The 23,076-nt window shown below is 62.4% G+C and carries 24 protein-coding genes; 15 read left to right on the top strand and 9 right to left on the bottom strand.

Annotated elements, in window-relative coordinates; genetic code table 11:
* Positions 1-158: 158 nt before the first annotated feature.
* Complete coding sequence (locus ACA062_RS30035; RefSeq protein WP_497454246.1) at positions 159-4,475, bottom strand: Lhr family helicase; 4,317 nt, start codon at positions 4,473-4,475, stop codon at positions 159-161.
* Positions 4,476-4,826: 351 nt separating this feature from the next.
* On the opposite strand from ACA062_RS30035, the gene ACA062_RS30030 reads away from it, so the two are divergent.
* Together ACA062_RS30030 and pgnE are read left to right on the top strand one after the other, a co-directional pair.
* A complete protein-coding gene (locus ACA062_RS30030) occupies positions 4,827-5,711 on the top strand; it encodes a sugar nucleotide-binding protein (RefSeq protein WP_497454245.1) in 885 nt (294 codons plus the stop codon).
* Positions 5,704-6,633 carry a UDP-N-acetylglucosamine epimerase PgnE gene (pgnE, locus tag ACA062_RS30025; protein ID WP_497454244.1) on the top strand — a complete coding sequence of 310 codons (930 nt, stop codon included), beginning with the start codon at positions 5,704-5,706 and terminating at the stop codon, positions 6,631-6,633. The genes ACA062_RS30030 and pgnE overlap by 8 nt, the downstream gene beginning before the upstream one ends.
* Positions 6,634-6,824: 191 nt before the next feature.
* Here the strand turns inward: pgnE and ACA062_RS30020 are convergent, their stop codons facing one another.
* From ACA062_RS30020 to ACA062_RS30000, 5 genes are all read right to left on the bottom strand, one after another.
* The gene (locus ACA062_RS30020; protein WP_497454243.1) at positions 6,825-7,523 is read right to left on the bottom strand and encodes an OmpW/AlkL family protein; all 699 of its coding nucleotides are present in this window, start codon (positions 7,521-7,523) and stop codon (positions 6,825-6,827) included.
* A 235-nt stretch (positions 7,524-7,758) separates the two neighbouring features.
* A complete protein-coding gene (locus tag ACA062_RS30015) occupies positions 7,759-8,277 on the bottom strand; it encodes a DUF3299 domain-containing protein (RefSeq protein ID WP_497454242.1) in 519 nt (172 codons plus the stop codon).
* An 11-nt stretch (positions 8,278-8,288) separates the two neighbouring features.
* Entirely contained in the window at positions 8,289-9,554 is a 1,266-nt protein-coding gene (locus ACA062_RS30010; protein WP_497454241.1) for an ABC transporter permease, read from the bottom strand.
* Position 9,555: 1 nt separating this feature from the next.
* Positions 9,556-10,266, bottom strand: a complete 711-nt coding sequence (locus ACA062_RS30005; protein WP_497454240.1) for an ABC transporter ATP-binding protein — start codon at positions 10,264-10,266, stop codon at positions 9,556-9,558.
* Positions 10,267-10,408: 142 nt separating this feature from the next.
* On the bottom strand, positions 10,409-10,987 hold the full coding sequence (locus ACA062_RS30000; RefSeq protein ID WP_497454239.1) for a DUF2796 domain-containing protein: 579 nt from the start codon (positions 10,985-10,987) through the stop codon (positions 10,409-10,411).
* 134 nt (positions 10,988-11,121) lie between these two features.
* On the opposite strand from ACA062_RS30000, the gene ACA062_RS29995 reads away from it, so the two are divergent.
* A complete protein-coding gene (locus ACA062_RS29995; protein WP_497454238.1) occupies positions 11,122-11,466 on the top strand; it encodes a hypothetical protein in 345 nt (114 codons plus the stop codon).
* Positions 11,467-11,773: 307 nt separating this feature from the next.
* On the opposite strand, the gene trxA is transcribed toward ACA062_RS29995, so the two are convergent.
* The 3 genes from trxA to ACA062_RS29980 form a co-directional block, all read right to left on the bottom strand.
* Entirely contained in the window at positions 11,774-12,646 is an 873-nt protein-coding gene (gene trxA, locus ACA062_RS29990; RefSeq protein ID WP_497454237.1) for a thioredoxin, read from the bottom strand.
* A gap of 211 nt (positions 12,647-12,857) precedes the next feature.
* Positions 12,858-13,514, bottom strand: coding sequence for a class I SAM-dependent methyltransferase (locus ACA062_RS29985; RefSeq protein WP_497454236.1), 657 nt, complete (start codon positions 13,512-13,514; stop codon positions 12,858-12,860).
* Positions 13,511-13,969 (bottom strand): YbaY family lipoprotein, encoded by a 459-nt coding sequence (locus tag ACA062_RS29980; protein WP_497454235.1) that lies wholly within the window; start codon positions 13,967-13,969, stop codon positions 13,511-13,513. The genes ACA062_RS29985 and ACA062_RS29980 overlap by 4 nt, the downstream gene beginning before the upstream one ends.
* Positions 13,970-14,097: 128 nt before the next feature.
* Between ACA062_RS29980 and nrdR the strand changes: the two genes are divergently transcribed.
* From nrdR to ACA062_RS29920, 12 genes are all read left to right on the top strand, one after another.
* Positions 14,098-14,562 carry a transcriptional regulator NrdR gene (nrdR, locus tag ACA062_RS29975; protein ID WP_003228656.1) on the top strand — a complete coding sequence of 155 codons (465 nt, stop codon included), beginning with the start codon at positions 14,098-14,100 and terminating at the stop codon, positions 14,560-14,562.
* The gene (gene ribD, locus ACA062_RS29970; protein ID WP_497454234.1) at positions 14,559-15,692 is read left to right on the top strand and encodes a bifunctional diaminohydroxyphosphoribosylaminopyrimidine deaminase/5-amino-6-(5-phosphoribosylamino)uracil reductase RibD; all 1,134 of its coding nucleotides are present in this window, start codon (positions 14,559-14,561) and stop codon (positions 15,690-15,692) included. Before nrdR ends, ribD begins: the two co-directional genes overlap by 4 nt.
* Positions 15,693-15,738: 46 nt before the next feature.
* A complete protein-coding gene (locus tag ACA062_RS29965) occupies positions 15,739-16,401 on the top strand; it encodes a riboflavin synthase (RefSeq protein WP_497454233.1) in 663 nt (220 codons plus the stop codon).
* Positions 16,402-16,432: 31 nt separating this feature from the next.
* Complete coding sequence (ribBA, locus tag ACA062_RS29960; RefSeq protein WP_064680021.1) at positions 16,433-17,524, top strand: bifunctional 3,4-dihydroxy-2-butanone-4-phosphate synthase/GTP cyclohydrolase II; 1,092 nt, start codon at positions 16,433-16,435, stop codon at positions 17,522-17,524.
* 91 nt (positions 17,525-17,615) lie between these two features.
* Complete coding sequence (ribH, locus tag ACA062_RS29955) at positions 17,616-18,092, top strand: 6,7-dimethyl-8-ribityllumazine synthase (RefSeq protein ID WP_128872473.1); 477 nt, start codon at positions 17,616-17,618, stop codon at positions 18,090-18,092.
* On the top strand, positions 18,089-18,589 hold the full coding sequence (gene nusB, locus ACA062_RS29950) for a transcription antitermination factor NusB (protein WP_008153530.1): 501 nt from the start codon (positions 18,089-18,091) through the stop codon (positions 18,587-18,589). The genes ribH and nusB overlap by 4 nt, the downstream gene beginning before the upstream one ends.
* 175 nt (positions 18,590-18,764) lie before the next feature.
* A complete protein-coding gene (gene thiL, locus ACA062_RS29945; protein WP_497454232.1) occupies positions 18,765-19,730 on the top strand; it encodes a thiamine-phosphate kinase in 966 nt (321 codons plus the stop codon).
* Complete coding sequence (locus ACA062_RS29940; RefSeq protein ID WP_128872471.1) at positions 19,727-20,230, top strand: phosphatidylglycerophosphatase A family protein; 504 nt, start codon at positions 19,727-19,729, stop codon at positions 20,228-20,230. Before thiL ends, ACA062_RS29940 begins: the two co-directional genes overlap by 4 nt.
* A 22-nt stretch (positions 20,231-20,252) precedes the next feature.
* Positions 20,253-20,990, top strand: a complete 738-nt coding sequence (locus ACA062_RS29935) for a substrate-binding periplasmic protein (RefSeq protein WP_497454231.1) — start codon at positions 20,253-20,255, stop codon at positions 20,988-20,990.
* Between the two features lie 252 nt (positions 20,991-21,242).
* Positions 21,243-21,860, top strand: coding sequence for a GTP cyclohydrolase II (ribA, locus tag ACA062_RS29930; protein ID WP_497454230.1), 618 nt, complete (start codon positions 21,243-21,245; stop codon positions 21,858-21,860).
* Positions 21,857-22,276: an MFS transporter gene (locus ACA062_RS29925; RefSeq protein WP_497454229.1), complete on the top strand. Its 420-nt coding sequence runs from the start codon at positions 21,857-21,859 to the stop codon at positions 22,274-22,276. The genes ribA and ACA062_RS29925 overlap by 4 nt, the downstream gene beginning before the upstream one ends.
* Positions 22,276-23,076, top strand: a complete 801-nt coding sequence (locus ACA062_RS29920; RefSeq protein WP_497454228.1) for a cobalamin-binding protein — start codon at positions 22,276-22,278, stop codon at positions 23,074-23,076. Before ACA062_RS29925 ends, ACA062_RS29920 begins: the two co-directional genes overlap by 1 nt.

Here is a 23,076-nt window from a genome sequence, read left to right as displayed (position 1 = left end):
TCATCGCGGGCAAGCCCGCTCCCACAGGTTCTCTGTTGTTTGCAGATTTTGCATTCAACATAGATCCCCCTCAGGTTCTCTGTTGTTTGCAGATTTTGCATTCAACACCGATCCCTGTGGGAGCGGGCTTGCCCGCGATGGGGCCCGGCCAGACAACATCAATGCCGGATCAGTTTGCTACGAACCTCAGCACTGGCTTGCTGATCCAGCTCCAGCCAAAAATGCTGCTTGCCAGCAATCTCCGCAGCCGCCGGCAACCCATCGCGATACACCAACCGATTACTCGCCAACGCCGGCACTTTCGCGCCTGGCAACAGCGTGCCCGCGAGGTTCAGCGGATCAACCCCGCACACCGCCACCAGACTTCCGTCAGGGGCCCGGCGCCGAACTTCGCGCAGCAACGCAATTGCTTCAGGCAATGCGAACTGCTCGCCCGCCAGACCACTGACAAACCGCCCGCCACGAATCTCACCGCGCGCCTCCAGCCGATGGAAGGTGCGCAGCAATTCCCGCCAGCTCGGCAGCCAGTCCGCCTCGCGTTCCAGCAGGCGCCAGAACACCACGCCATAGCGGCGCAGCAAGGTCATGGCGATATGTTCAAGGGTATCGCTCGGCGTCGGCGCCGGACGCGGGTTATCCACCACCGGCGCGGCAGCTGCGCGGCGCAGCAAGGCCCAGCGCCCGGCGTCGTCCATCCCGCCGACAAAGGCCCCGCGCCCGCGTCGGCTGCTACGGGCCTGGCGTTTACTGGCGGGGGTGATCAGTGCTCGCAGGCCGGCGAAGCTATCGGCGTTCACCAGTCCGGCGCCTACCAGCTCCTGCAAGGCGATTTCCAGCTCCGAGCGCAGCAGGTGCGCTTCGTGCATCAGCTCATCGAAAAACAGTGCGCCGTGTTGGCTGAGGGCTTGGTGAACCTTTTGCGTTTTCGGCGACAGTTCGCCGACTGGGGTTTGCTCGGTCAGACTGCTCCACAACCCGACCTGGCTTCGCGGCAGCAGCAGAATCGGCGTGCTGCGCAACGCCATGCTGGCGCTCTTGTTGCGCGCGGTCAGGCGGGTCCAGACCAGCTTGCCGCTGCGGCACAGATCATCCAGCCAGCTCGCCGAATACCCTTTGATCCGCGCCGGCAGAATGTCGCTGTCCCAGGCCGAAGCCGCGGCAGGGTAGCCTTCGAACTGACCGACAATCGCCGGCAACACCGCGCTGCCCTGGCCTTGGGTCGCCGCGGACAGATGCTGCCAGTCAAACAGAAAACGCATGAACGCCTGCAACGCTACCGGCTCGATTTCCCGCCGCAGACGCTTGACCGTGTAGCGATGAATGCGCGCCAGCAGATGCCGTTCGCACCACTCTTCCTGCGGGGCACCGGTTGTGAACAGGCCGCGCAGCACATAACCTTCGCGCTCCAGTTGGGCCAGCGCCTGGGTGACCTGAGTCGTCGGTAATCCCAAGGGTTCGGCAATCGCTTGCAGCGGTAACGGACCAAAGGCGCTGAGCCGCGCGCGAACCACTTCAAGTGCGGCTGCGTCCGTGTCCCAGACTTCATCGAAACCCGGCAACGCCTCCAGCGGCGGCAACAATGTGGCGTGGGGGAAAATCGCCTGCAGGCAGGTCAGTCGCTCCAGCGCCAGCCACAGCGATTGCGCCGGGTTGATCTGCAAGCGACTGGCGCGGCCGCTGTCGGCCAAGGCGTTCAGCCATTCGCGCCAATGAAGATTGGCCTGCGCCTCGGCATCGGTGATGCACGCCAGGCTCATCAACGCCTCATGCATTTCATCGATGCCCGTGGGCGCGGGCCAGGCTTCGTCGCGCACGGCTTGAATGGCCTCGGCATCCAGCGCCCCGAGGTCGTCGGTGGATTGCGGATCGGTCCAGCGACGATTGAGCACGGCTTGCGTGCGACGCTCTTCCAGCGGCGCATCGTCGAGAAAGGTGTAGGGCCGGGCGCTGAGGATTTCTGCCGCCAGCGGCGAGGGGGCTGGCAGGTCGCGGCTGATCAGGCGCACGTCGCCACGCTCCATGCGGCGCAACAAAGCCAGCCAGCCTTCACAGTCCATGGCGTCGTGGAGGCAGTCGTCGAGGGTCTGTTCCACCAGGGGATGCTCGGGAATCTCCCGTTCGCCGGCGAGGTTTTCCACGCAGGCAAGCTGATCGGGAAACACGGCGGCGATCAGGTCTTCGCTTTTCATCCGCTGGATCTGCGGTGCGACTTTGCGCCCACCGGTGTAACGCGGCAGCGCCAGCGCTACCCCGGCATTCCAGCGCCAGCGTACGCCGAACAGCGGCGCTTCGAGCACCGCTTGGGTCAGGATGTGCTCGGCGCTGTGGCTGTGCAGATAACGCCAGACGTCATCCAGCTCAAAGCTGTGGCTGCTGGACAGCGACAGCACGATGGCATCTTCACTGGCGGCCGCCTGCAATTCGAAATTGAAGGTGCGACAGAAACGCTTGCGCAGGGCCAGGCCCCAGGCGCGGTTGATGCGGCTGCCAAACGGGGTGTGGATGATCAGTTGGGTGCCGCCGGACTCGTCGAAAAACCGCTCCATCAGCAGTGTGTCCTGGGATGGCAACGCGCCGAGGGTCAGCCGTGCACGGGCCAGGTAATCCACCAGTTGCCCGGCACTGGCCAGATTGAGGCCCAGGGTGTCGGTCAACCAGTCGAGCGCGGGCTGCAAGTCACCGGGCGTGGCGCCCAGCAGGTCATCGAGTTGCCCTTGCAAGCGTGCCACGGCAAACGACAGTTCATCGCTGCGACCGGGCGCTTCACCCAGCCAGAACGGGATGGTCGGCGGTTGACCCTGAGCGTCTTCGACCCGGACCTTGCCGGTTTCCACCCGCAGGATTCGATAAGAGGTGTTGCCTAACTGGAAGACATCGCCGGCGATGCTTTCCACCGCGAAGTCTTCGTTGACGCTGCCGATGTTCAGCCCTTGAGGCTCCAGCAGCACGCTGTAGTCGGCGTTGTCCGGGATGGTCCCGCCGCTGGTCACGGCGGTCAGTTTGCTGCCCCGACGACCGCGCAACGTGCGGGTCACGGCGTCGCGGTGCAGGTAAGCGCTGCGGATGCCCTGGCGACCGTTGTAGCCGTCGGCGAGCATGTGCAGCAGCGCCTGATAATGCTGTTCGTCGAGTTCGGCATAAGGCGAAGCCCGGCGGAACATCTCCAGCAGTGCCTGCTCCTGCCATTCCTGACAGCTGACTTCAGCGATGATCTGTTGCGCGAGTACGTCCAGCGGTGCCCGGGGAATTTGCAAGGCGTCGAGTTCGCCGCGGCGTACGCAGTCGAGCAGGGCGATGCATTCGATCAAGTCATCGCGGGTGGTGGCAAACAACCGCCCCTTGGGCGTGCCGCCTACCTGGTGCCCGGAGCGGCCGACCCGTTGCAGGAACCCGGCAATCGAGCGCGGCGAGGCGATCTGGCAGACCAGGTCGACGTCGCCAATGTCGATCCCCAATTCCAGCGAGGCGGTCGCGATCAGCACCTGCAGGTCGCCGCGCTTGAGCCGTTGCTCGGCGTCGAGGCGAAATTCCTTGGCCAGGCTGCCATGGTGGGCGGCGACCGCGTCCTTGCCCAGACGCTCGCTCAAGTGCCGGCTCAGCCGTTCGGCCAGGCGCCGGGTGTTGACGAAGATCAGCGTGGTCCGGTGCTCGCGGGCGAGGGCGGCGAGGCGGTCATACACCAGTTCCCAGACGTCGTTGGCCATCACCGCCGATAGCGGCACGGGCGGCACTTCGATGTCCAGGTCGCGCGGCCGGGCGTGGCCGATATCGATGATGTCGCACGTGCGGTCGCGACCGACCAGAAAACGCGAGACCGCTTCGATCGGCTTTTGCGTGGCAGACAGGCCGATGCGCATCAAGGGTTGCGTGCACAGTGCCTGCAAGCGTTCCAGGCTCAGGGCCAGGTGGCTGCCGCGTTTGCTGGCGGCGATGGCGTGGATTTCGTCGACGATGACTGTACGTGTAGTCTTGAGCATTTGCCGGCCGGAGTCGGAGCCAAGCAGCACGTACAGGGATTCCGGCGTGGTCACCAAAATGTGCGGTGCTGTCCTGCGCATGGCCGAGCGGTCTTTTTGCGGCGTATCGCCGGTGCGCACGGCGGTAGTGATCTGCAGTTCGGGCAGGCCCATCAGGCGCAATTGTTCGGTAATGCCGGCCAAGGGGTTTTGCAGGTTGATCTGGATGTCGTTGGACAAGGCTTTCAGCGGCGAGACGTAGACCACCAGGGTTTCGTCGGGCAAGCCGCCGTCGGTTTCCAGGCCGCGGTGGACCAGGTCATCGATGACCGCGAGAAACGCGGTGAGGGTCTTGCCGGACCCGGTGGGGGCGGCGATCAATGTTGAACGGTGCTGGCGAATCAACGGCCACGCCCGGGCCTGGGCGGCGGTGACCGTCGGGAACGTGTGGCTGAACCAGGCGCTGACGGCGGGGTGGAAGCCTGTCAAGGCGCTGTCTGCGGGGATGGGCAGATTCATGGGGTAATTTATGCGGGTGGGGGGCTGAAGATGCAAGTACCGCTCAAGACCTCTATTGGTCTATAGGGCCTCATCGTCGGATCGCCGCCCGGGGCAAGCCCGCTCCCACAGTGTTCTCGATTGTTCATAAATATTGTATTCACAGGAGATCCCTGTGGGAGCGGGCTTGCCCCGGGCGGCGATCCGACGATGAGGCCGGTTGCATCAGCACAAATCCGGGCGATGTACACTTTACGGATGACGGTTGCGCTCTAAACCCGCAAAATGCAACGATTCCGGCACTATCGACGACATTGCCCGCGTGCAGTGTCGATAAGCCATTGTTCCAATCAGACTGGGCCTGCTGACTCTATGCGAATGCGCCTTATGTTACTGGGCGGCGGAAATGCCCTTGGGCAGGCGCTGATTCGCCTCGGTGCGGAGGAAGACATCGGCTTCCTCGCCCCCCGCCCACCGCAAGACGGCTGGGATGCCGCGAGCCTGACGCAACTGCTCGACGACACCCGCCCGGACGCGCTGATCAACCTCGCCTACTACTTCGACTGGTTCCAGGCGGAGGTGGTCAGCGAGCAGCGTCTGGCCGGGCAGGAACGGGCGATCGAGCGTCTGGCCGAGCTGTGCCAGCATCACAACATCGTTCTGCTGCAACCGTCGAGCTATCGCGTGTTCGATGGCTCCCGGGCAACGGCCTACAGCGAAAAAGACGAACCTGTGCCCCTGGGGCTGCGCGGTCAGGCCTTGTGGCGGATCGAGAAAAGTGTGCGTGCCACCTGTCCGCAGCATGTGCTGCTGCGTTTCGGCTGGTTACTCGATGACAGTCCCGACGGCAGCCTCGGGCGTTTCCTCGCTCGGGCAGAAACCCCCGAAGAGCTGCTGATGGCCGATGACCGTCGGGGCAATCCGACGCCCGTGGATGACGCCGCCCGGGTGATCATTTCGGTGCTCAAGCAACTCGATTGTGCCGCGCCGCTGTGGGGCACCTATCATTACGCCGGACATGAGGCGACCACGCCGCTGGCGCTGGGGCAGGCGATCCTGACCGAAGCCCGTGCGTTGCATCCGCTGGCCATCGAAGCACCGACCGCCCAGGCTCACGCCACGCGTCCGGATGCCGCCGAGGAGCCGCAACACGCGGTGCTGGCCTGCAAGAAAATTCTGCACACGTTCGGCATCAAGCCCCGCGCCTGGCGCGCGGCACTCCCGGGCTTACTGGATAGGTTTTATCGCCATGGCTGACGGCCCTGTTTTCATCACCGGCGGTGCCGGTTTCATCGGTTCGCACCTGACGGATGCCTTGCTCGCCAAGGGCCATTCGGTGCGGATTCTCGATGACCTGTCCACCGGAAAACGCACTAATCTGCCGTTGGATAACCCCAAGGTCGAACTGATTTTGGGCGATGTCGCCGACGCGGCGCTGGTGGCGCGGGCGATGGTCGGCTGCAGCGCGGTCGCGCACCTGGCGGCGGTGGCTTCGGTGCAGGCGTCGGTGGACGATCCGGTGAAGACTCACCAGAGCAACTTCATTGGCTCGCTGAATGTCTGCGAAGCCATGCGCCAGGCCGGCATCAAGCGGGTGCTGTTTGCATCCAGCGCAGCGGTCTACGGCAATAACGGCGAAGGTGAGTCGATCGATGAAGAGACGCCCAAAGCCCCGTTGACGCCGTACGCATCGGACAAATTGGCGAGCGAGCATTACTTCGATTTCTACCGTCGCCAGCATGCTCTGGAACCGGTGATCTTCCGCTTCTTCAACATCTTCGGCCCGCGACAGGATCCGTCCTCGCCGTATTCCGGCGTCATCAGCATTTTCAGCGAGCGGGCGCAGAAAGGCCTGCCGATCACCGTGTTCGGAGATGGCGAGCAGACGCGTGATTTTGTCTACGTCGAAGACCTGGTCGACTTGCTGGTGCAAGCCATCGAGAAACCACAGGTCGAGGTTGGCGCAGTCAATGTCGGCTGGAACCAGGCCACCACCCTCAAGCAAATGCTTGAAGCGCTGGAGGCGGTAGTCGGTCAGTTGCCGCCCGTGAGCTACGGCCCGGCGCGCTCTGGCGACATTCGCCATTCACGGGCGGACAACCGTCGATTGCTGGAGCGTTTTACCTATCCGCAGCAGACCCCGCTGAGCGTTGGCCTGGCGCGGTTGCTGGGACGCTGAGTCATTGATGACATGAAAAGGCGCCTGTTGAGGCTAATTCCGATCAGTTAAGCGTGAAACTGAACCTGTGGCGAGGGAGCTTGCTCCCGCTGGACTGCGCAGCAGTCCCATTCTTTTCAGGTAGAGAGTGGGGCCGCTTCGCAGCCCAGCGGGAGCAAGCTCCCTCGCCACAAAAGCCGGTCAAATCTGTCTTAGAACTTGTAACCCAGACCCACCATGTAGATGAACGGATCCACGTCCACATCGACCTTGGCCCGGGTGCCCTGCGCCACCGCATTATTTTCCACCGTCGCAGTGGTATCGATGTCGATGTAGCGCACCTGGGCGTTGATCATCACGTTGTCGGTCAGCATGTAATCAGCGCCGACCTGAAACGCCATGCCCCAGGAATTCTTCGCCTTGAAGTTGCTGAAACCGTTGGCGCTGGCTTCACTGCCGACGTGCTCGTCATAGATCCAGGTGTAGTTGATACCGGCACCGACATACGGTTGGAACGCGGACTTCGCGTCCAGTGGGTAGTACACGACACTCAAGGTCGGCGGCAGGTGTTTCAGGCTGCCGAGCTTGCCGTTGGCCGCTCCCAGGGCGGTGCCCTTGAGCTTCACGTCATGTTCGAACGGCGAGGCCGCGAGCAGCTCGATCCCCCAATGGCTGTCGAGCATGTAAGCGAAGTTCAGGCCCAATTGCGTATCGCTGCTCATGGTGGCCTTGCCGCCCAGGTCGGCACCCGCCAACGGGCCCTGATCGACCTTGACGCTGGAGCTGTCGGCTTTCGGGTTGACGGTGATGGCACCGGCACGAACGATGATGTCGCCGGCTTCATGGGCGTAGGCGAGCGGGGCTGCGAGCGCGAGGGCGAACAGCGAGGCGCTGAGCAAGGACTTGTGCATGGGGGCTCCAAAGGACGTTGAAAATGTTCGATGTCCAATGGTACGCAGGCGTCTGATCCGGTCTTTTGATTCAGCTCAATGAAACAGTGATGGCCTCGGTTTTTGTAGTGTTCTTGAGGGCCCCATCGCGGGCAAGCCCGCTCCCACAGGGATCACCTAAATCATGTGGGAGCGAGCTTGGTCTGGGCGGCATTCCGACGATGGCTGACTTATAGGCGACACATAACTGTCGGGTTCACTCCGGCAATTCATACGCATAAATCTTGTCCGCCTCCATCTGATACCCGGCATCCGCCAACTCACTGCTCGACGCCTTGACCTGCAGCGCACCTTCGATCCAGTACGGCTGATACAACTCATCGAGCTTCACACCGACTTCGCTTTTCACATGCACGATCTGGTTCGACGGCGGTGGCGGCACATGAATGCAGGCGCCGAAATAGGGCACCAGCAAAAACTCCGTCGTGCGACCTTCTTCACTGACTTCCAGCGGCACGATGTAGCCTGGCAAACGGATGTTCTGGCCATCGAGGGTGTTCACCACCGGCGCATTCGGCATGTCCTGCCTGGCCGCGGGCGCCGATTCTGCAGCCAGCGCGTCACCCATTTGCGACAGGTCGTGCAGTGGCGACATGTTCGGCACTTCCGGTGCGGCGTCCGGCGGGATCATTTCCGACCAGGTCAGGTCTTTCGGCGCGGCCGCCCACAGCGGCAGGGCGACCAGCATCAACAGCGCAAGCACAGCGCGGGGCATATTCAGCGTCCTCATAGTCGGATCGACAGGCCATCGGCCAGGGATTGGCGATACGCGCGCCAGGCCGGCACGCTGCCCATCAGCAAGGCGGCGCACAGGATGCCACCGAGCAGCGTCCATTCATATTCGCTTGGCCAGGCGAGGGGCAGATACAAGCCGTAATTCGCCTGGACATAACCCTGGGCGGCGGCGATGCCCACATAGAGCAGCGCCACGCCGGCTATCACCCCCGACAGCGCCAACGCAAACGCCTCCAGCACCAGCAAGGTTGCGATGTGCCACGGCCGGGCGCCCACCGAGCGCAGAATCGCCATCTCGCGCCGCCGTTCGTTGAGACTCGTGAGAATGGCGGTGAGCATGCCGATCAACCCGGTCAGTACCACGAACAGCGACACCACGAACAAGGCCTTTTCCGCTGTACTCATCAAACTCCACAGTTCCTGCAACGCCACTCCCGGCAGGATCGCCAGCATCGGTTCGCCACGGAATTCATTGATCTCGCGCTGCAGGGCAAAGGTCGAAATCTTACTGTTGAGACCGAGCATGAACGCGGTGATCGCTTGCGGCGCCAGGTCCATGTTGCGCGCCTGATCGGCGCTGATCCGACCGTTGCCGCGCGCCGGTACACCGTTGTGCCAATCGACATGGATCGCCTCCATGCCGCCGAGGCTGATGTGCAGCGTGCGGTCTACCGGGGTGCCGGTGCGCTTGAGAATGCCGACCACGGTGAACGGTTTGTCATCGTGCTTGACCAGGCTGATCACGGCCACGCCGTGGGCCAGCACCAGTTTGTCGCCAAGCCTGTAGTGCAGCGCATCGGCGACTTCGGCGCCGAGCACCACTTCGAACGGATCGGTGGCGAAGGCACGACCGTCGGCCAGCTCCAAGTGTTGTTGGCGGCCGTACTGGTAATGCTCGAAGTACGCCTCGGTAGTGCCCATCACCCGATATCCGCGGTGGGAGTCACCCAGGGACATGGGGATCGCCCACTTCACTTTCGGGTTGTTGGCGAAGTGTTCGAAGCTGTCCCAGCGGATGTTGTTGGTGGCATTGCCGATGCGAAATACCGAGTACAACAGCAAGTTCACCGAGCCGGAGCGGGCGCCGACAATCAGGTCGGTGCCGCTGATGGTGCTGGCGAAACTGGCCTTGGCCTCGGTGCGCACCCGCTCCACGGCCAGCAGCAGGCAGACCGACAGGGCAATGGCGAACGCGGTGAGGATCGCGGTAAAGCGGCGGTTAGCCAGGCTGGCCATGGCTAGACGGAACAAATACATCTCAGACCTCGAACGGAGTGGCGGCGCGATTGAGATCGGCCAGCGACAGATTGCGATCGAACAACGGCGCCAGGCTCTGGTCGTGACTGACGAACAACAGGCTCGATCCGGCCTCGCGGCATTCGGCGAACAGCAAGCGGATGAAATTCTCCCGGGCGTCGTAATCCAGGGCCGAAGTCGGTTCGTCGGCGATCACCAGTTCCGGCTGGCCGATCAACGCCCGTGCGGCGGCGACCCGTTGCTGTTGGCCGATGGACAGCGAATCGGCGCGGCGGCCGAGGATGCTTTCATCCGTCAGGCCCAAATGCGCGAGCAGGATGGCGGCCGCCTGATCGACGCTGCCGTGGCGCTGGATCGCCCGTTCGGCGCGCAGTCTGGAAAAGTGGCAGGGCAGCTCGACGTTCTCGCGCACCGAGAGAAACGGCAGCAGATTGAATTGCTGGAAGATGTAGCCGGTGTGATCGACACGAAAACGATCACGCGCGCCGGCGCCGAGTTCGGTCAGCTCCTGGCCAAGCAGGCGAATGCTGCCGCGATCGGGTTTCTGCACGCCACCGAGCAGGCCGAGCAGGGTGGTCTTGCCGCTGCCGCTGGGGCCTTTGAGGAACAGGGTTTCACCCGGCTCCAGGCGAAACGCCGGGATATCCAGCAGTGGCGGGTGACCGGGCCAGCTGAAGCCCAGGTCGTTGAGTTCGATGAGTGCTTGGGTCATAACACCGGTTTCATGAGCGCTGATGACCCCTGTAGGAGCTGTCGAGTGCAACGAGGCTGCGATCTTTTGATCTTGATCTTTTAAAGTCAAAAGATCGCAGCCTCGTTGCACTCGACAGCTCCTACAGGGGGCGGGGGTGGATTCAGAATTTGATGACGGCCGCCTGGGCCGTCACTTCAACCCCTTGCTGCCCGCTCGGGCCGATCAGTTGTACCTGAATTTTCCGGGTGGCCGGGAAGGTGTTGAAGATGTTCGCCAGGTCCAGCGTCTTCAGTGCGCCCGGTGACGAGCAACTGAATTGGTAATGCGCGTGGATGTCGCTGTGGTCGTGGTGATGCTCGTCCTTGGCGTCATGGTCGTGATCATCATCGGCATCCGGTTTGTAGCCGAACAACGGGCTTTCCAGTTCCTGGGTCGCCACCACGCAGCCGGCGGCTTTTGGCAGATTGAACAGCGCCAATGGTTTTTCCAGCTGCGCACGGACGGCGGCGACCTTGGCCTTGTCCGCGCCGGTGGCGGCGACGTGTTCGAAACCCACCAGGTTCATCGCCGGGCTTTCCAGCTCCAGTTCCAGGGCCTGGCCGTCCAGCGCTGCATTCAAGCGACCGACGCCGTGTTCGTGGGTGCCAAGGCTGCCGTGCTCATGGTCGTGTTCATCGGCAGCATGGGCCGCGGCCAGCGGCAGCAAGGCAAACGGCAGAGCGAGAAGCAGACGGCGCATGACGAGTCTCCGGAAGTAAAATGAATGTTTTGTTATGTGATCTTATAACGTAAGTGCGGAGAGTTTGACCGCCCGCTTGGCGTTGCACAAGTCCCATGGGAGCATGTGAGTCAGAAATGTGCAGGAGCAGACTTATGTTGCGTATACGCGGAAGCATCGGCGACTGGCCGGTGGATTTGACGCTGGAGCTGGATGACGCTGACTGGGCACGGCTGGGTGCGCAGTTGCAGGTGAGCAAACCCGAGGCCGCGGCCAGTGCTGCGCCGGCCAGGCCGGTGAATCAGGATGAGGCGCTGTGGCAGATTGCCAAGGACCTGCTGCGCAAGGCCGGGCAATTGAGCGGGCCGGATCTGTTGGAGCAGCTTGAAGGGCTGACTGGCAGCGCGGCATCGGGCAAACGGTTGCTGGTGCGACTGCGGCATTGCTCTGATGTGAAAGTAGAGAGCGGCGGAGATACGCCACTGTACCGCTGGCTGTAGGAGCCGGCTTGCTGGCGAAAGCGGCGTGTCAGGCAACATTAATCCTGAATGTGACGGCCTCTTCGCTGGCAAGCCAGCTCCCACAGGGTTTGAGGTGTTCGGGGGATTGGGGCTGATCCCGATACTGTAGGAGCCGGCTTGCCGGCGAAAGCGGCGTGTCAGGCAGTATTAATGCTGGATGTGACGGCCTCTTCGCTGGCAAGCCAGCTCCTACAAGGTTTGAGGTGTTCGGGGGATTTGGGCTGATCCCGATACCGTAGGAGCCGGCTTGCTGGCGAAGAACGATGACGCGGTTTGTCAGTGCCACTCAGTACAGCGCAGCAAACAACTTGCGGCGATACGTGGTCACCAGCGGGTGATCGTTGCCCAGCAGTTCGAACACCTGCAGCAACGTCTTGTGCGGCAAGCCTTCGCTGTAGCTGCGATTGCGGATGAACAGCTTGAGCAAGGCATCCAGCGCTGCGTCGTACTGCTGGCGGGCCAGCTGCTGGATCGCCAGTTGGTACACCGCTTCATCGTCCTGCGGGTTTTTCGCCAGGCGCGCTTTCAGGTCCGCCGCATCCGGCAGGTCCCTGGCCTGGCCGAGAAACTGGATCTGTGCCTTGGCACCGGCCAGGGCCGCCTTGTGTTCATCGCTCTTGACCGCGTCGAGCACGGTTTGCGCTTCGCCCAGCTCGCCACGTTCGGTGAGGCAGCGGGCGTAAAGAATCAGCGCACCGGCGTTGGTGTTGTCTTCGCCCAGCAGCACTGTGAGGGCGGCTTCGGCGTCGGCAAAGCGGTTATCATCGAACAGCGCCTGAGCCTGTTCGAATGGATCGGCCGCCGCGGGCGGCGGCATCTGCACATGAGGTTCAAGCATTGTGCGGACCGCGGACTCCGGTTGCGCACCGGCAAAACCGTCCACCGGCTGACCGTCCTTGAACAGCACGACCGTCGGCAGGCTGCGAATGCCGAAGCGCGAGACGATGTCCGGCTCGACGTCACAATTGACCTTGGCCAGCAGCAACTCGCCCTGATAGCTCTCGGCAATGGTTTGCAGCATCGGCATCAGCGCCTTGCACGGCGCACACCATTCGGCCCAGAAATCCACCAGTACCGGTTTGTGGAAAGAGTTCTCGATCACCGATTGCTCGAAGTCGGCAGTGGTGGCGTCGAAGATGTACGGCGTTTCCTGACTCATGGGGGATCTCTTGGAAGCGTGAATGGGGCAACTATACGGCTTGGTGGGGGGCGGCCGGAAGCGGGGTGACAGTGAGTCTTCTGGTGTCTGATAAGCCGCTATCGTCGGAACGCCGCCCGGAGCAAGCTCGCTCCCACATGGGATTCGGGCCTTGCGCAAAATCCGTATTCCACACAAAACCACTGTGGGAGCGAGCTTGCTCGCGATGCTTTTAGCCGCGCCGCGCGTGGTAGAGGCTCACATGCCGGAACTCTTCGGGCTCGGCAAGATCGGGCAAGGTCATCGCTTCCAGCATCTCGATGCGCTGATACAGCGGATGACGGAAATCCCTCACCCGCGAATCCGCCACCAACGCCTCCCGGCCACGGCTCAGGAATTCGTCGAGCAGTGGCAGATTGGCCCGGTCATACAGCACGTCGGCCACAAGAATCAGATCGAACCGATCCGCCTCGGCAAAAAAGTCGGTAGAGTAGCTGAGCTGTACCTCATTGAGCGCGGCATTCGCCCGACACGCGGCGAGTGCCAGCGGGTCCAGGTCACACGCCACCACTTCCAGCGCCCCGGCCTTGACGGCGGCAATCCCCGCCACCCCGGAACCGGCACCGAAATCCAGCACCCGCTTGCCTTTGACCCATTCAGGGAATCGGGCGAGATAGCGCGCCACCGCCAGCCCGCTGGCCCAGCAGAAACTCCAGTACGGCGGCTCATGCAGAATCCGTCGGGTTTCTTCCGGGCTGAAGGCGCGGTCCATGTTGTCGCCGTCGATCAGCCAAAGCTTGAGTTCGGTTTCGGGCAAGGCACAGGCCACCAGCTGTGCATCACCGAGCAGTCCGGCCAACGCCTGTTGCAGGTCGAGCGGTGCAATCATGGTGCTTTGACGAACTGCAGTTGACCCATCGCCTGGGTCGTTGGCTGAGTGATGGCTTGCGACGGCAGGTGCAAAATCAACTGACCGGACTGGCTGGCGCGGCCACGCAGTTCAACGCGGGCCCCTGCCGGAAAGGATTCGGGGTTGAAACGCAGGCGAAATGGCAACACCTGGTTGGTGCCGATCAGGCTGGAGCTGGCGAGCAATTGTTGCGGGCGGTCCTGGTTGTCGATCACCAGCAGCGCCAGTTCGACTTCTGCGCCGGCCGGCACGCCTTGCAAGGTGCCGCTCAATTCACGTTGATACGCGGGCAACGGGCCGAGGTCGGCAGACTCCTTGGCTTTCTTTTGCGCCTGTTGCGGCGCAGGGCCGGGTGTCGGTGGCTGGGGCGCATCGCTGCTACAGGCCACCAGCAGGCTGAAAAGACTGAGCAAAATGAGCGGTCGTATGGACATTGGTGGCTCCAGCTGGGTGAAATCCATGGATCAAACGATATAACCCGTCTGTATACCGCAAAGCCTATGGCTTGTCTTGCCACCCGGATGCGCTACCATGGCCCTCCCTTTTTTTGTTGCCTGCCACCATGCACTGTCCCTTCTGCGGTGCCAACGACACCAAGGTCATCGACTCGCGTCTGGTCGCCGAAGGCGAACAGGTGCGCCGCCGGCGCGAATGCCTGGCCTGCGGCGAGCGTTTCACGACGTTCGAGACGGCTGAACTGGTGTTGCCGCGCCTGATCAAAACCGACGGCAGCCGCCAGCCGTTCGACGAAGAAAAACTGCGCGCCGGTATGCAACGTGCGCTGGAGAAGCGCCCGGTGAGTGTCGAGCGCCTCGAATCGTCGCTGGTGCACATCAAACATAAACTGCGCGCCACCGGCGAGCGCGAGGTCAAATCCCTCGTGGTCGGTGAACTGGTGATGGCCGAGCTGCAAAAGCTCGACGAAGTCGCCTACATTCGTTTCGCCTCCGTGTATCGGCGCTTCCAGGACCTCAACGAGTTCCGCGAAGAGATCGATCGCCTGGCCCGAGAGCCGGTGAAAGAATGACCATCTCCCCAGAACAAGCCATTCTCGACACCCATTACATGGCCCGCGCGCTGGAACTGGCGCGCAAAGGTCATTACACGACACACCCCAACCCACGGGTGGGCTGCGTGATCGTGCGTGACGGGCAAATCGTCGGCGAAGGCTGGCATGTGCGCACCGGCGAACCCCATGCCGAAGTCCACGCCCTGCGCGCCGCTGGCGACAAGGCGCGGGGCGCCACGGCCTACGTGACCCTCGAACCTTGCAGCCATCACGGCCACACGCCGCCCTGCGCCGATGCGCTGGTGAATGCCGGGCTGGCGCGAGTGGTTGCGGCGATGCAGGACCCGAACCCGGAAGTCGCCGGTCGCGGCCTGCAACGCCTGGCCCAGGCCGGCATCGCGACCGAAAGCGGCGTGCTGGAAGGCGAGGCGCGCAAGCTCAATGAAGGCTTCCTCAAACGCATGGAACACGGCTTGCCGTTCGTGCGGGTCAAGTTGGCCATGAGCCTGGACGGTCGCACGGCGATGGACAGCGGCGAAAGCCAGTGGATCACTGGCACTGCAGCGCGTTCGGCGGTACAACGCCTGCGCGCACAGGCCAGCGTGGTGCTGACCGGCGCCGACACGGTGCTGGCGGACAACGCCCGCTTGACCGTGCGTGCCGATGAGTTGGGCCTGGACGCGGAACAAACGGCTTTGGCGATGAGCCGTCCGCCGCTGCGCGTGCTGATCGACGGCCGCCTGCGCGTGCCGCTGGATGCGCCGTTCTTCAAGGCCGGCCCGGCGCTGGTTGCCACCTGCATGGCCATCGAAGAGCAATACGCCAACGGTCCGGAATGCCTGATCGTGGCCGGTGACGATGGCCTGGTCGACCTGCGCAAACTGCTGGTCGAGCTCGCCCATCGTGGCGTCAACGAAGTGTTGGTCGAAGCGGGTCCGCGTCTCGCCGGCGCCTTTGCCCGGCAGGGACTGGTGGACGAATTCCAGATTTTCATCGCCGGCAAGTTCCTTGGCTCCTCGGCACGGCCGCTGCTGGACTGGCCGCTGGCGCAGATGAAAGACGCGCCCGAGCTCAAAATCACTGAAATCCGCGCGGTTGGCGATGATTGGCGAGTCATTGCCATTCCTGCGCCAGCGGCGAGCGTATAATTCCCGGCCTGCGCCACGTGACGGCTTTGTTCTCGAGGAGGACTCCATGTTTACCGGCATCATCGAATCCATCGGCAGTATTCGTGCATTGACCCCAAAAGGCGGAGATGTGCGGGTACACGTAGACACCGGCAAGCTCGATTTGAGCGACGTCAAACTGGGCGACAGCATTGCGGTCAACGGCGTATGCCTGACGGCGGTTGAATTACCGGGTAACGGTTTTGCCGCAGACGTCAGCCGTGAAACCCTCGACTGCACCGCCATGAATGACCTCAAAAGCGGCAGCCCGGTCAACCTGGAAAAAGCTTTGACCCCGACCACTCGCCTCGGCGGGCATCTGGTCAGCGGTCACGTCGATGGCGTGGGCGAAGTGGTTGCCCGAACCGAGAATGCGCGGGCCGTGGAATTCCGCATCCGCGCCCCTGCCGATCTGGCCAAGTACATCGCCCATAAAGGCTCGATCACCGTCGACGGCACCAGCCTGACCGTGAACGCGGTCGATGGCGCCGAGTTCCTGCTGACGATCATTCCGCACACCCTGAGCGAAACCATCATGGCGTTGTACCAGCCAGGTCGCCGGGTGAACCTGGAAGTCGACTTGCTGGCCCGTTACCTGGAGCGCCTGCTGTTGGGCGACAAGGCCGCAGAGCCGACTTCCAGTAACATTACCGAAAGCTTTCTGGCCCAAAACGGCTACCTCAAATCCTGAAGCTCAAATTTCGAAAGAAGGGGGGTGCCTTGTGGCGCTCAATAGCATCGAAGAACTGGTTGAAGATATCCGCCAAGGCAAGATGGTCATCCTCATGGATGACGAAGACCGCGAGAACGAAGGCGACCTGATCATGGCCGCCGAGTGCTGCCAGCCCGAACACATCAACTTCATGGCCAAGCACGCCCGTGGCCTGATCTGCATGCCGATGAGCCGCGAGCGCTGCGAACTGCTGAAGCTGCCCTTGATGGCGCCGCGCAACGGTTCCGGTTTCGGCACCAAGTTCACCGTGTCCATCGAAGCGGCCACCGGCGTGACCACCGGCATTTCCGCTGCCGACCGTGCGCGCACCGTGCAGGCCGCCGCCGCGAAAGACGCCAAGGCTGAAGACATCGTCAGCCCCGGTCACATTTTCCCGCTGATGGCCCAGGCCGGCGGCACCCTGGCCCGTGCCGGCCACACTGAAGCGGCGTGCGACCTGGCGCGCATGGCCGGTTTCGAGCCGAGCGGGGTGATCTGCGAAGTGATGAACGACGACGGCACCATGTCCCGTCGCGCCGAGCTTGAGGCTTTTGCGGCCGAACACAACATCAAGATCGGCACCATCGCCGACCTGATTCACTACCGGATGATCCACGAGCGTACCGTTCAGCGGATTGCCGAGCAGCCACTGGACAGCGAACTGGGCCAATTCAATCTGGTGACCTATCGTGATTCCGTGGAAGGCGACGTGCACATGGCGTTGACCCTGGGCACCGTGTGCGGCGAAGAGCCGACCCTGGTCCGGGTGCACAACATGGACCCGCTACGCGACTTGCTGATGGTCAAGCAGCCCGGCCGCTGGAGCCTGCGCGCCGCCATGGCCGCGGTCGCCGAGGCCGGCAGCGGCGTGGTGCTGTTGCTCGGCCACCCGCTCGATGGCGACGTGTTGCTGGCACACATCCGTGAAACCGCGGAGCACGTGCCGGCGAAAAAACCGACCACCTACAGCATCGTCGGTGCCGGTTCGCAGATCCTTCGGGACCTGGGCGTGCGCAAAATGCGCCTGATGAGTGCGCCGATGAAATTTAATGCGATATCCGGTTTCGATCTGGAAGTTGTAGAATACGTGCCCTCCGAATAATGACCGGCAGTTTGCGGGCCTGTATTCGCGGTTAACAAATCACTGAGGGATGCGTAGAAAACGCGTCCCGGCTCTTTAAGAGATCTAACGAATGACCCTGAAGACCATCGAAGGTACCTTCATCGCCCCTAAAGGCCGCTACGCTCTGGTAGTGGGCCGCTTCAACAGTTTCGTGGTTGAAAGCCTGGTCAGCGGTGCAGTTGATGCCCTGGTTCGCCATGGCGTGAGCGAAAGCGACATCACCATCATCCGTGCGCCTGGCGCCTTCGAAATTCCGCTGGTTGCGCAGAAAGTCGCTCAGAAAGGCGAGTTCGCAGCCATCATCGCCCTGGGCGCGGTCATTCGTGGCGGTACTCCGCACTTCGAATACGTGGCGGGCGAGTGCACCAAGGGCCTGGCCCAGGTGTCCATGGAGTTCGGTTTGCCGGTCGCTTTCGGCGTGCTGACCGTTGATTCCATCGAGCAAGCCATCGAACGTTCCGGCACCAAGGCCGGCAACAAAGGTGCTGAAGCTGCCCTGTCCGCCCTGGAAATGGTCAGCCTGCTGGCGCAGTTGGAGGCCAAGTGATTAGCGACGAAAGCGATCGTTTCAACCCGCGCGATCCAAAGCCTGCGGATGCCGGCAAGCCATCGAAAAGCGTCAAGCGTCGCGAAGCCCGTCAGCTCGCGACCCAGGCGCTGTACCAATGGCACATGGCCAAGCAATCTTTGAACGAGATCGAAGCGCAGTTTCGGGTCGATAACGATTTCAGCGATGTCGATGCCGCTTACTTTCACGACATCCTGCACGGCGTTCCGGCTCACAAGCCTGAGATCGACGCTGCACTGACGCCGTGCCTGGACATCACCATCGAAGAGCTGGACCCGGTTGAACTGGCCGTTCTGCGCCTGTCGACCTGGGAACTGCTCAAGCGCGTCGACGTGCCGTACCGCGTTGTGATCAACGAAGGTATCGAGCTGGCGAAAGTCTTCGGTTCCACCGACGGCCACAAGTTCGTCAACGGTGTACTCGACAAACTGGCCCCGCGTCTGCGTGAAGCTGAAGTGAAGGCGTTCAAGCGCTGATCGGCGCTTGCAGTGTCCTGTCTCGCCGATACGTTCGTTTTTTAGCGAGTGGCTGGTGTTTCCAGACAAGGCGCCGCGACGAGTCATAGCGTGCTATGGCAAGGAGCGGCAACGCAGTATGGCGACACCAGACGCCGCTTGAAAATGAACAGTATTGGTGAGAGAGGACACCCCTATGGGTGAGTTTGAGCTGATCCGCAATTTCTTCGCCGCCGCGCCCTGTGCGCAAGGCGGCGAGGGCGTTGCTCTGGGGATCGGTGATGATTGCGCCTTGCTGGCTGTTCCCCTTGGGGAGCAGTTGGCGATTTCCACCGACACCCTCGTGGCCGGTGTGCATTTCGCAGACCCCTGCGACCCGTTTCTGCTCGGTCAGCGCTCGCTGGCCGTGGCCGTCAGCGACCTGGCTGCCATGGGCGCCATTCCCGTTGCCTTTACCCTTGCCTTGACCTTGCCAGCGGTGACTGCCGATTGGCTGGAGGCCTACGCCCGTGGTTTGAACCTCATGGCGCAGAGCTGCGGTGTGGCACTGGTAGGCGGCGATACCACCCGTGGGCCATTGAGCCTGACCATGACCGTGTTCGGGCGTGTGCCGAGTGGTTTGGCGTTGACCCGTGGCGGCGCGAAGCCAGGCGACCTGTTGTGCGTTGGCGGTGAGTTGGGTAATGCCGCCGGCGCCTTGCCGCTGGTGCTCGGCCAGCGTACGGCTGAACCGGCTATCGCCGATCCGCTGCTGGCGCATTACTGGTCGCCGCAACCGCAGCTGGGGCTAGGGATGGCGTTGCGGGGCAAGGCGACCTCGGCGCTGGACATCTCCGACGGCCTGCTCGCCGACTGTGGGCATATAGCCCTGGCATCGAAGGTCGGCATTCAAGTTGAACGGGACCGTTTGCCGCTGTCGAAGGCTTTAGTGGCCTTGCTCGGTCAGTCGGGCGCCGAAGCGGCAGCGCTCAGCGGCGGTGACGATTACGTGCTGGCCTTCACCTTGCCGACCGTCGAGTTAGCGCCATTGCTGGCTGACGGCTGGCCGATCCATGTGGTCGGACGCGTCATCGCGGGGCAGGGCGTGACATTGCTGGATGCCGACGGACAAGACATCACCCCGCAAACCCGGGGTTATCAACATTTTCGGGAGACACCGTGACAGATCATCCCAATCAAGTCCCGGCGGAATTCGTACCGCCCTCGGTCTGGCGCAACCCCTGGCATTTCATCGCGTTCGGCTTTGGCTCGGGCACCCTGCCAAAAGCACCAGGCACCTGGGGTTCGTTAGTTGCGCTACCCTTTATCCCGTTATGGCAGATGTTGCCCGACTGGGGTTACTGGCTGATGCTGGGCATCACCATGCTGTTCGGCTTCTGGCTGTGCGGCAAGGTGGCCGACGATTTGCGGGTACACGACCACGAAGGCATCGTCTGGGACGAAATGGTCGGGATGTGGATCACCCTGTGGCTGGTACCGGAAGGTTGGTATTGGTTGCTGGCAGGTTTTCTGATGTTCCGTTTCTTCGATATCCTCAAGCCGTGGCCGATTCACTGGATCGACCGGCATGTGCATGGTGGCGTCGGGATCATGCTCGACGATGTATTGGCCGGGGTGTTTGCGTGGTTGGCGATGCAGGGACTGGTATGGATTTTCGCCTGAGTGGCGGAACAGGGGACTAGGGATGGCTCGACGCTGGTTGCTGGTAATGGTGTTCGCGATGTTTGGTGCCCTGGCCCAGGCGGCGGATGAACCGACGACCCCCTCCGTGATTCATCTGGCCAGCGAAGACTGGGAAGACTACACCGCCGCTGACGGTCACGGTCTGGGCTGGGACGTGTTGCGCGAGGTGTTCGAGCCGGCCGGGGTCAAGCTGGATATCCGTACCGAGCCCTACGTGCGCTCCATGGGGCTGGCCCAGCGGGGTGAAGTGGACGCCTGTGTCGGCTCCTATCGCGACGAGGCCAGCGACTTGCTCTACCCGCGCTGGCGCTTCGATACCGATCACATCTATGCCCTGGGTCTGTCCAGCAACCCGGCGCCGACCCCGGAAACCCTGGGCAACTACCGACTGGCCTGGGTCCGCGGCTACGATTATCAGGACTACCTGCCCAACGTGCGTCGCTACAACGAAGTCTTGCGGCGTACCGGAATTCTGTCGATGCTGGTTCACAATCGCGCCGACTTTTACATCGATGCGCTGACCGAGGTCGACTACGTCGTCAAGCGGGCCAGGGATCCCTCGCAGTTCCGTCGCACCCATATAGCGGAGTTGCCGCTGTACCTGTGCTTCGCCGATACACCCAGGGCCCGTGCATTGATGGCGCTGTTCGACCAACGCATGGAACAATTGGTGAAAAGCGGGCGGCTGAAACCAATTTTCGAGCGCTGGAAGCAACCCTATCCATTTGATTCGAATTGAACACCGATCACGTGGCTGGCGAGGACTCCTGTGGGAGCGAGCTTGCTCGCGATAGCGGATTGTCAGTCACCTCTATTATTAGCTGACCGTCCGCTATCGCGAGCAAGCTCGCTCCCACAGAGGAATGGGGTGGGCCCGATATCAAACATTTTGATCGTTATGCCCCATAATTCAGCCTAAGCGTCCGCTGGAACCTGCTGTTACAATGCCGCGTCTGCGAATCTCCAGTACCTATAGATCAGGAGCACACCGGTGCCTGTCGTTTTTGTCGCCGCTTCCAAGCTGCCAACGCCTTTTGCGCAATTCACCATGCACGGCTTTCTCGATGAGGAAAACGGGCGCGAGCACGTCGTGCTGAGTCTGGGTGAGTTCGTCGACGGTGCCCCGGTACTCGGCCGGTTGCACTCCGAATGCCTGACGGGCGATGCCTTGTTCAGCCAGCGCTGCGATTGCGGCTCGCAGCTCGAAGCAGCCTTGCAGGCCATCGCCCGTGAAGGCCGTGGCGTATTGCTTTACTTGCGCCAGGAAGGCCGTGGTATTGGCTTGCTGAACAAGATCCGCGCTTATGAGTTGCAAGATGGCGGTGCCGACACCGTCGAGGCCAACGAGCGCCTGGGCTTTGCCGCCGATCAGCGTGATTACGCCATGTGCCTGCCGATGCTGCAGCACCTGGGCGTGGAATCCCTGCGTTTGATGACCAACAATCCACGCAAGGTCAAAGCCTTGACCGACATGGGTATCGTGGTCGCCGAGCGCGTACCGCTGCACACCGGCCACAATCCGCATAACAAACTGTACCTGGCCACCAAGGCCAGCAAGCTCGACCACATGATGGGCAACGAGCACCAGGGCGAGGTAGACCGGGCGTGACCCGCGGTCAGGTGCGGCGGCGACTGTCCGTCAATTGGTGGCAATACCTGGCGCTGGCCCTGGTGCCACTGTTTGTGATCAACGGCGTGTTTGGCCAGGGCGAGGCGATCCTGCCGGTGCTGGCGATGCCATTGTTCATCGCCGGTGTGGCCTCGATGTTTGTCAGCCTGAAATTCTTTGGTGGCTACAAACACGGGCTGATCGCCACCCAAAAAGCCCTCGACACCCCTGAAGAGCCCGCCGCCTGGATTGCCTTGGCCGCCAAGCGTCGTACCGCATTCCTCGCCGCCGCCCTGCCGGCCTGGATCGGTGCGTTGGCGGTGTTCGTCGGCCTTGAAGCGGTGCCACTGATGCTGCTGGCGCTGTCGACCCTGGTGCTGTTCTACCTCTACCGTATTCCGCGTCAACTCGGTTGATGCGCAACGTCTGGCTGGCAGTGTTGCTGCTGGCCGCCAGCGGCTCGGCGACTGCAGTCGAGCGCGTGGTCAGCCTGGCGCCCTCTCTCTCCGAAATCGTCGTCGAACTGGGTTCAGCCGACCTTCTGGTGGGGGTGCTGGATGCCGGTGAGCGTCCAGCTGAACTCACAGATATTCCTTCGGTTGGCCGCTATGGTCAGTTGGACATGGAGCGACTGCTCAGCCTGAAACCCGACTTGCTGCTGCTCTGGCCCGGCAGCGTCGGCCCGGCCCAGCGTGAGCAACTCAAGCGGCTGAACATACCGACCTACGTCGCCGAACCCCACAACCTTGAACAACTCACCGCGCAGATCGAGGCGATTGCCACGCAACTCGGCAGGCCGCAGCGTGGTGTTTCATTGGCGGGGAATTTGCGTCGGCAACTGGATTCGTTGCGCCAGCGTTATCGTCGGGATGTGCCGTTGCGGGTGTTTTACCAGGTCTGGGATCGGCCGCTGTATACCGTCGGTGGCGGGCAGATCATCAGTGATGCGCTTGAGGTGTGCGGCGCGCGCAATGTGTTCGCCGACCTGGCATTGCCGGCGCCCCAAGTCAGTATCGAAGCGGTGTTGCAGCGCAATCCCGAGGTGATTCTGGCCGGTGATCAGGCGCAGCTCGATGCGTGGAAGGTGTGGCCGCAGGTGGCGGCGGTGGCGCGGGGGCAATTGCTGCTGGTGACGGACAAAGGCCTGGAACGGCCGAGTGGGCAGATGATTGAAGCGACGGCCAAACTATGCCAAGTGATTGCGCCGGACCTCTGA

Source organism: Pseudomonas sp. LBUM1679, from assembly GCF_059695565.1.
Note: the sequence above shows the minus strand (reverse complement) of the source record. Positions and strands in the feature narration are given on the sequence as shown.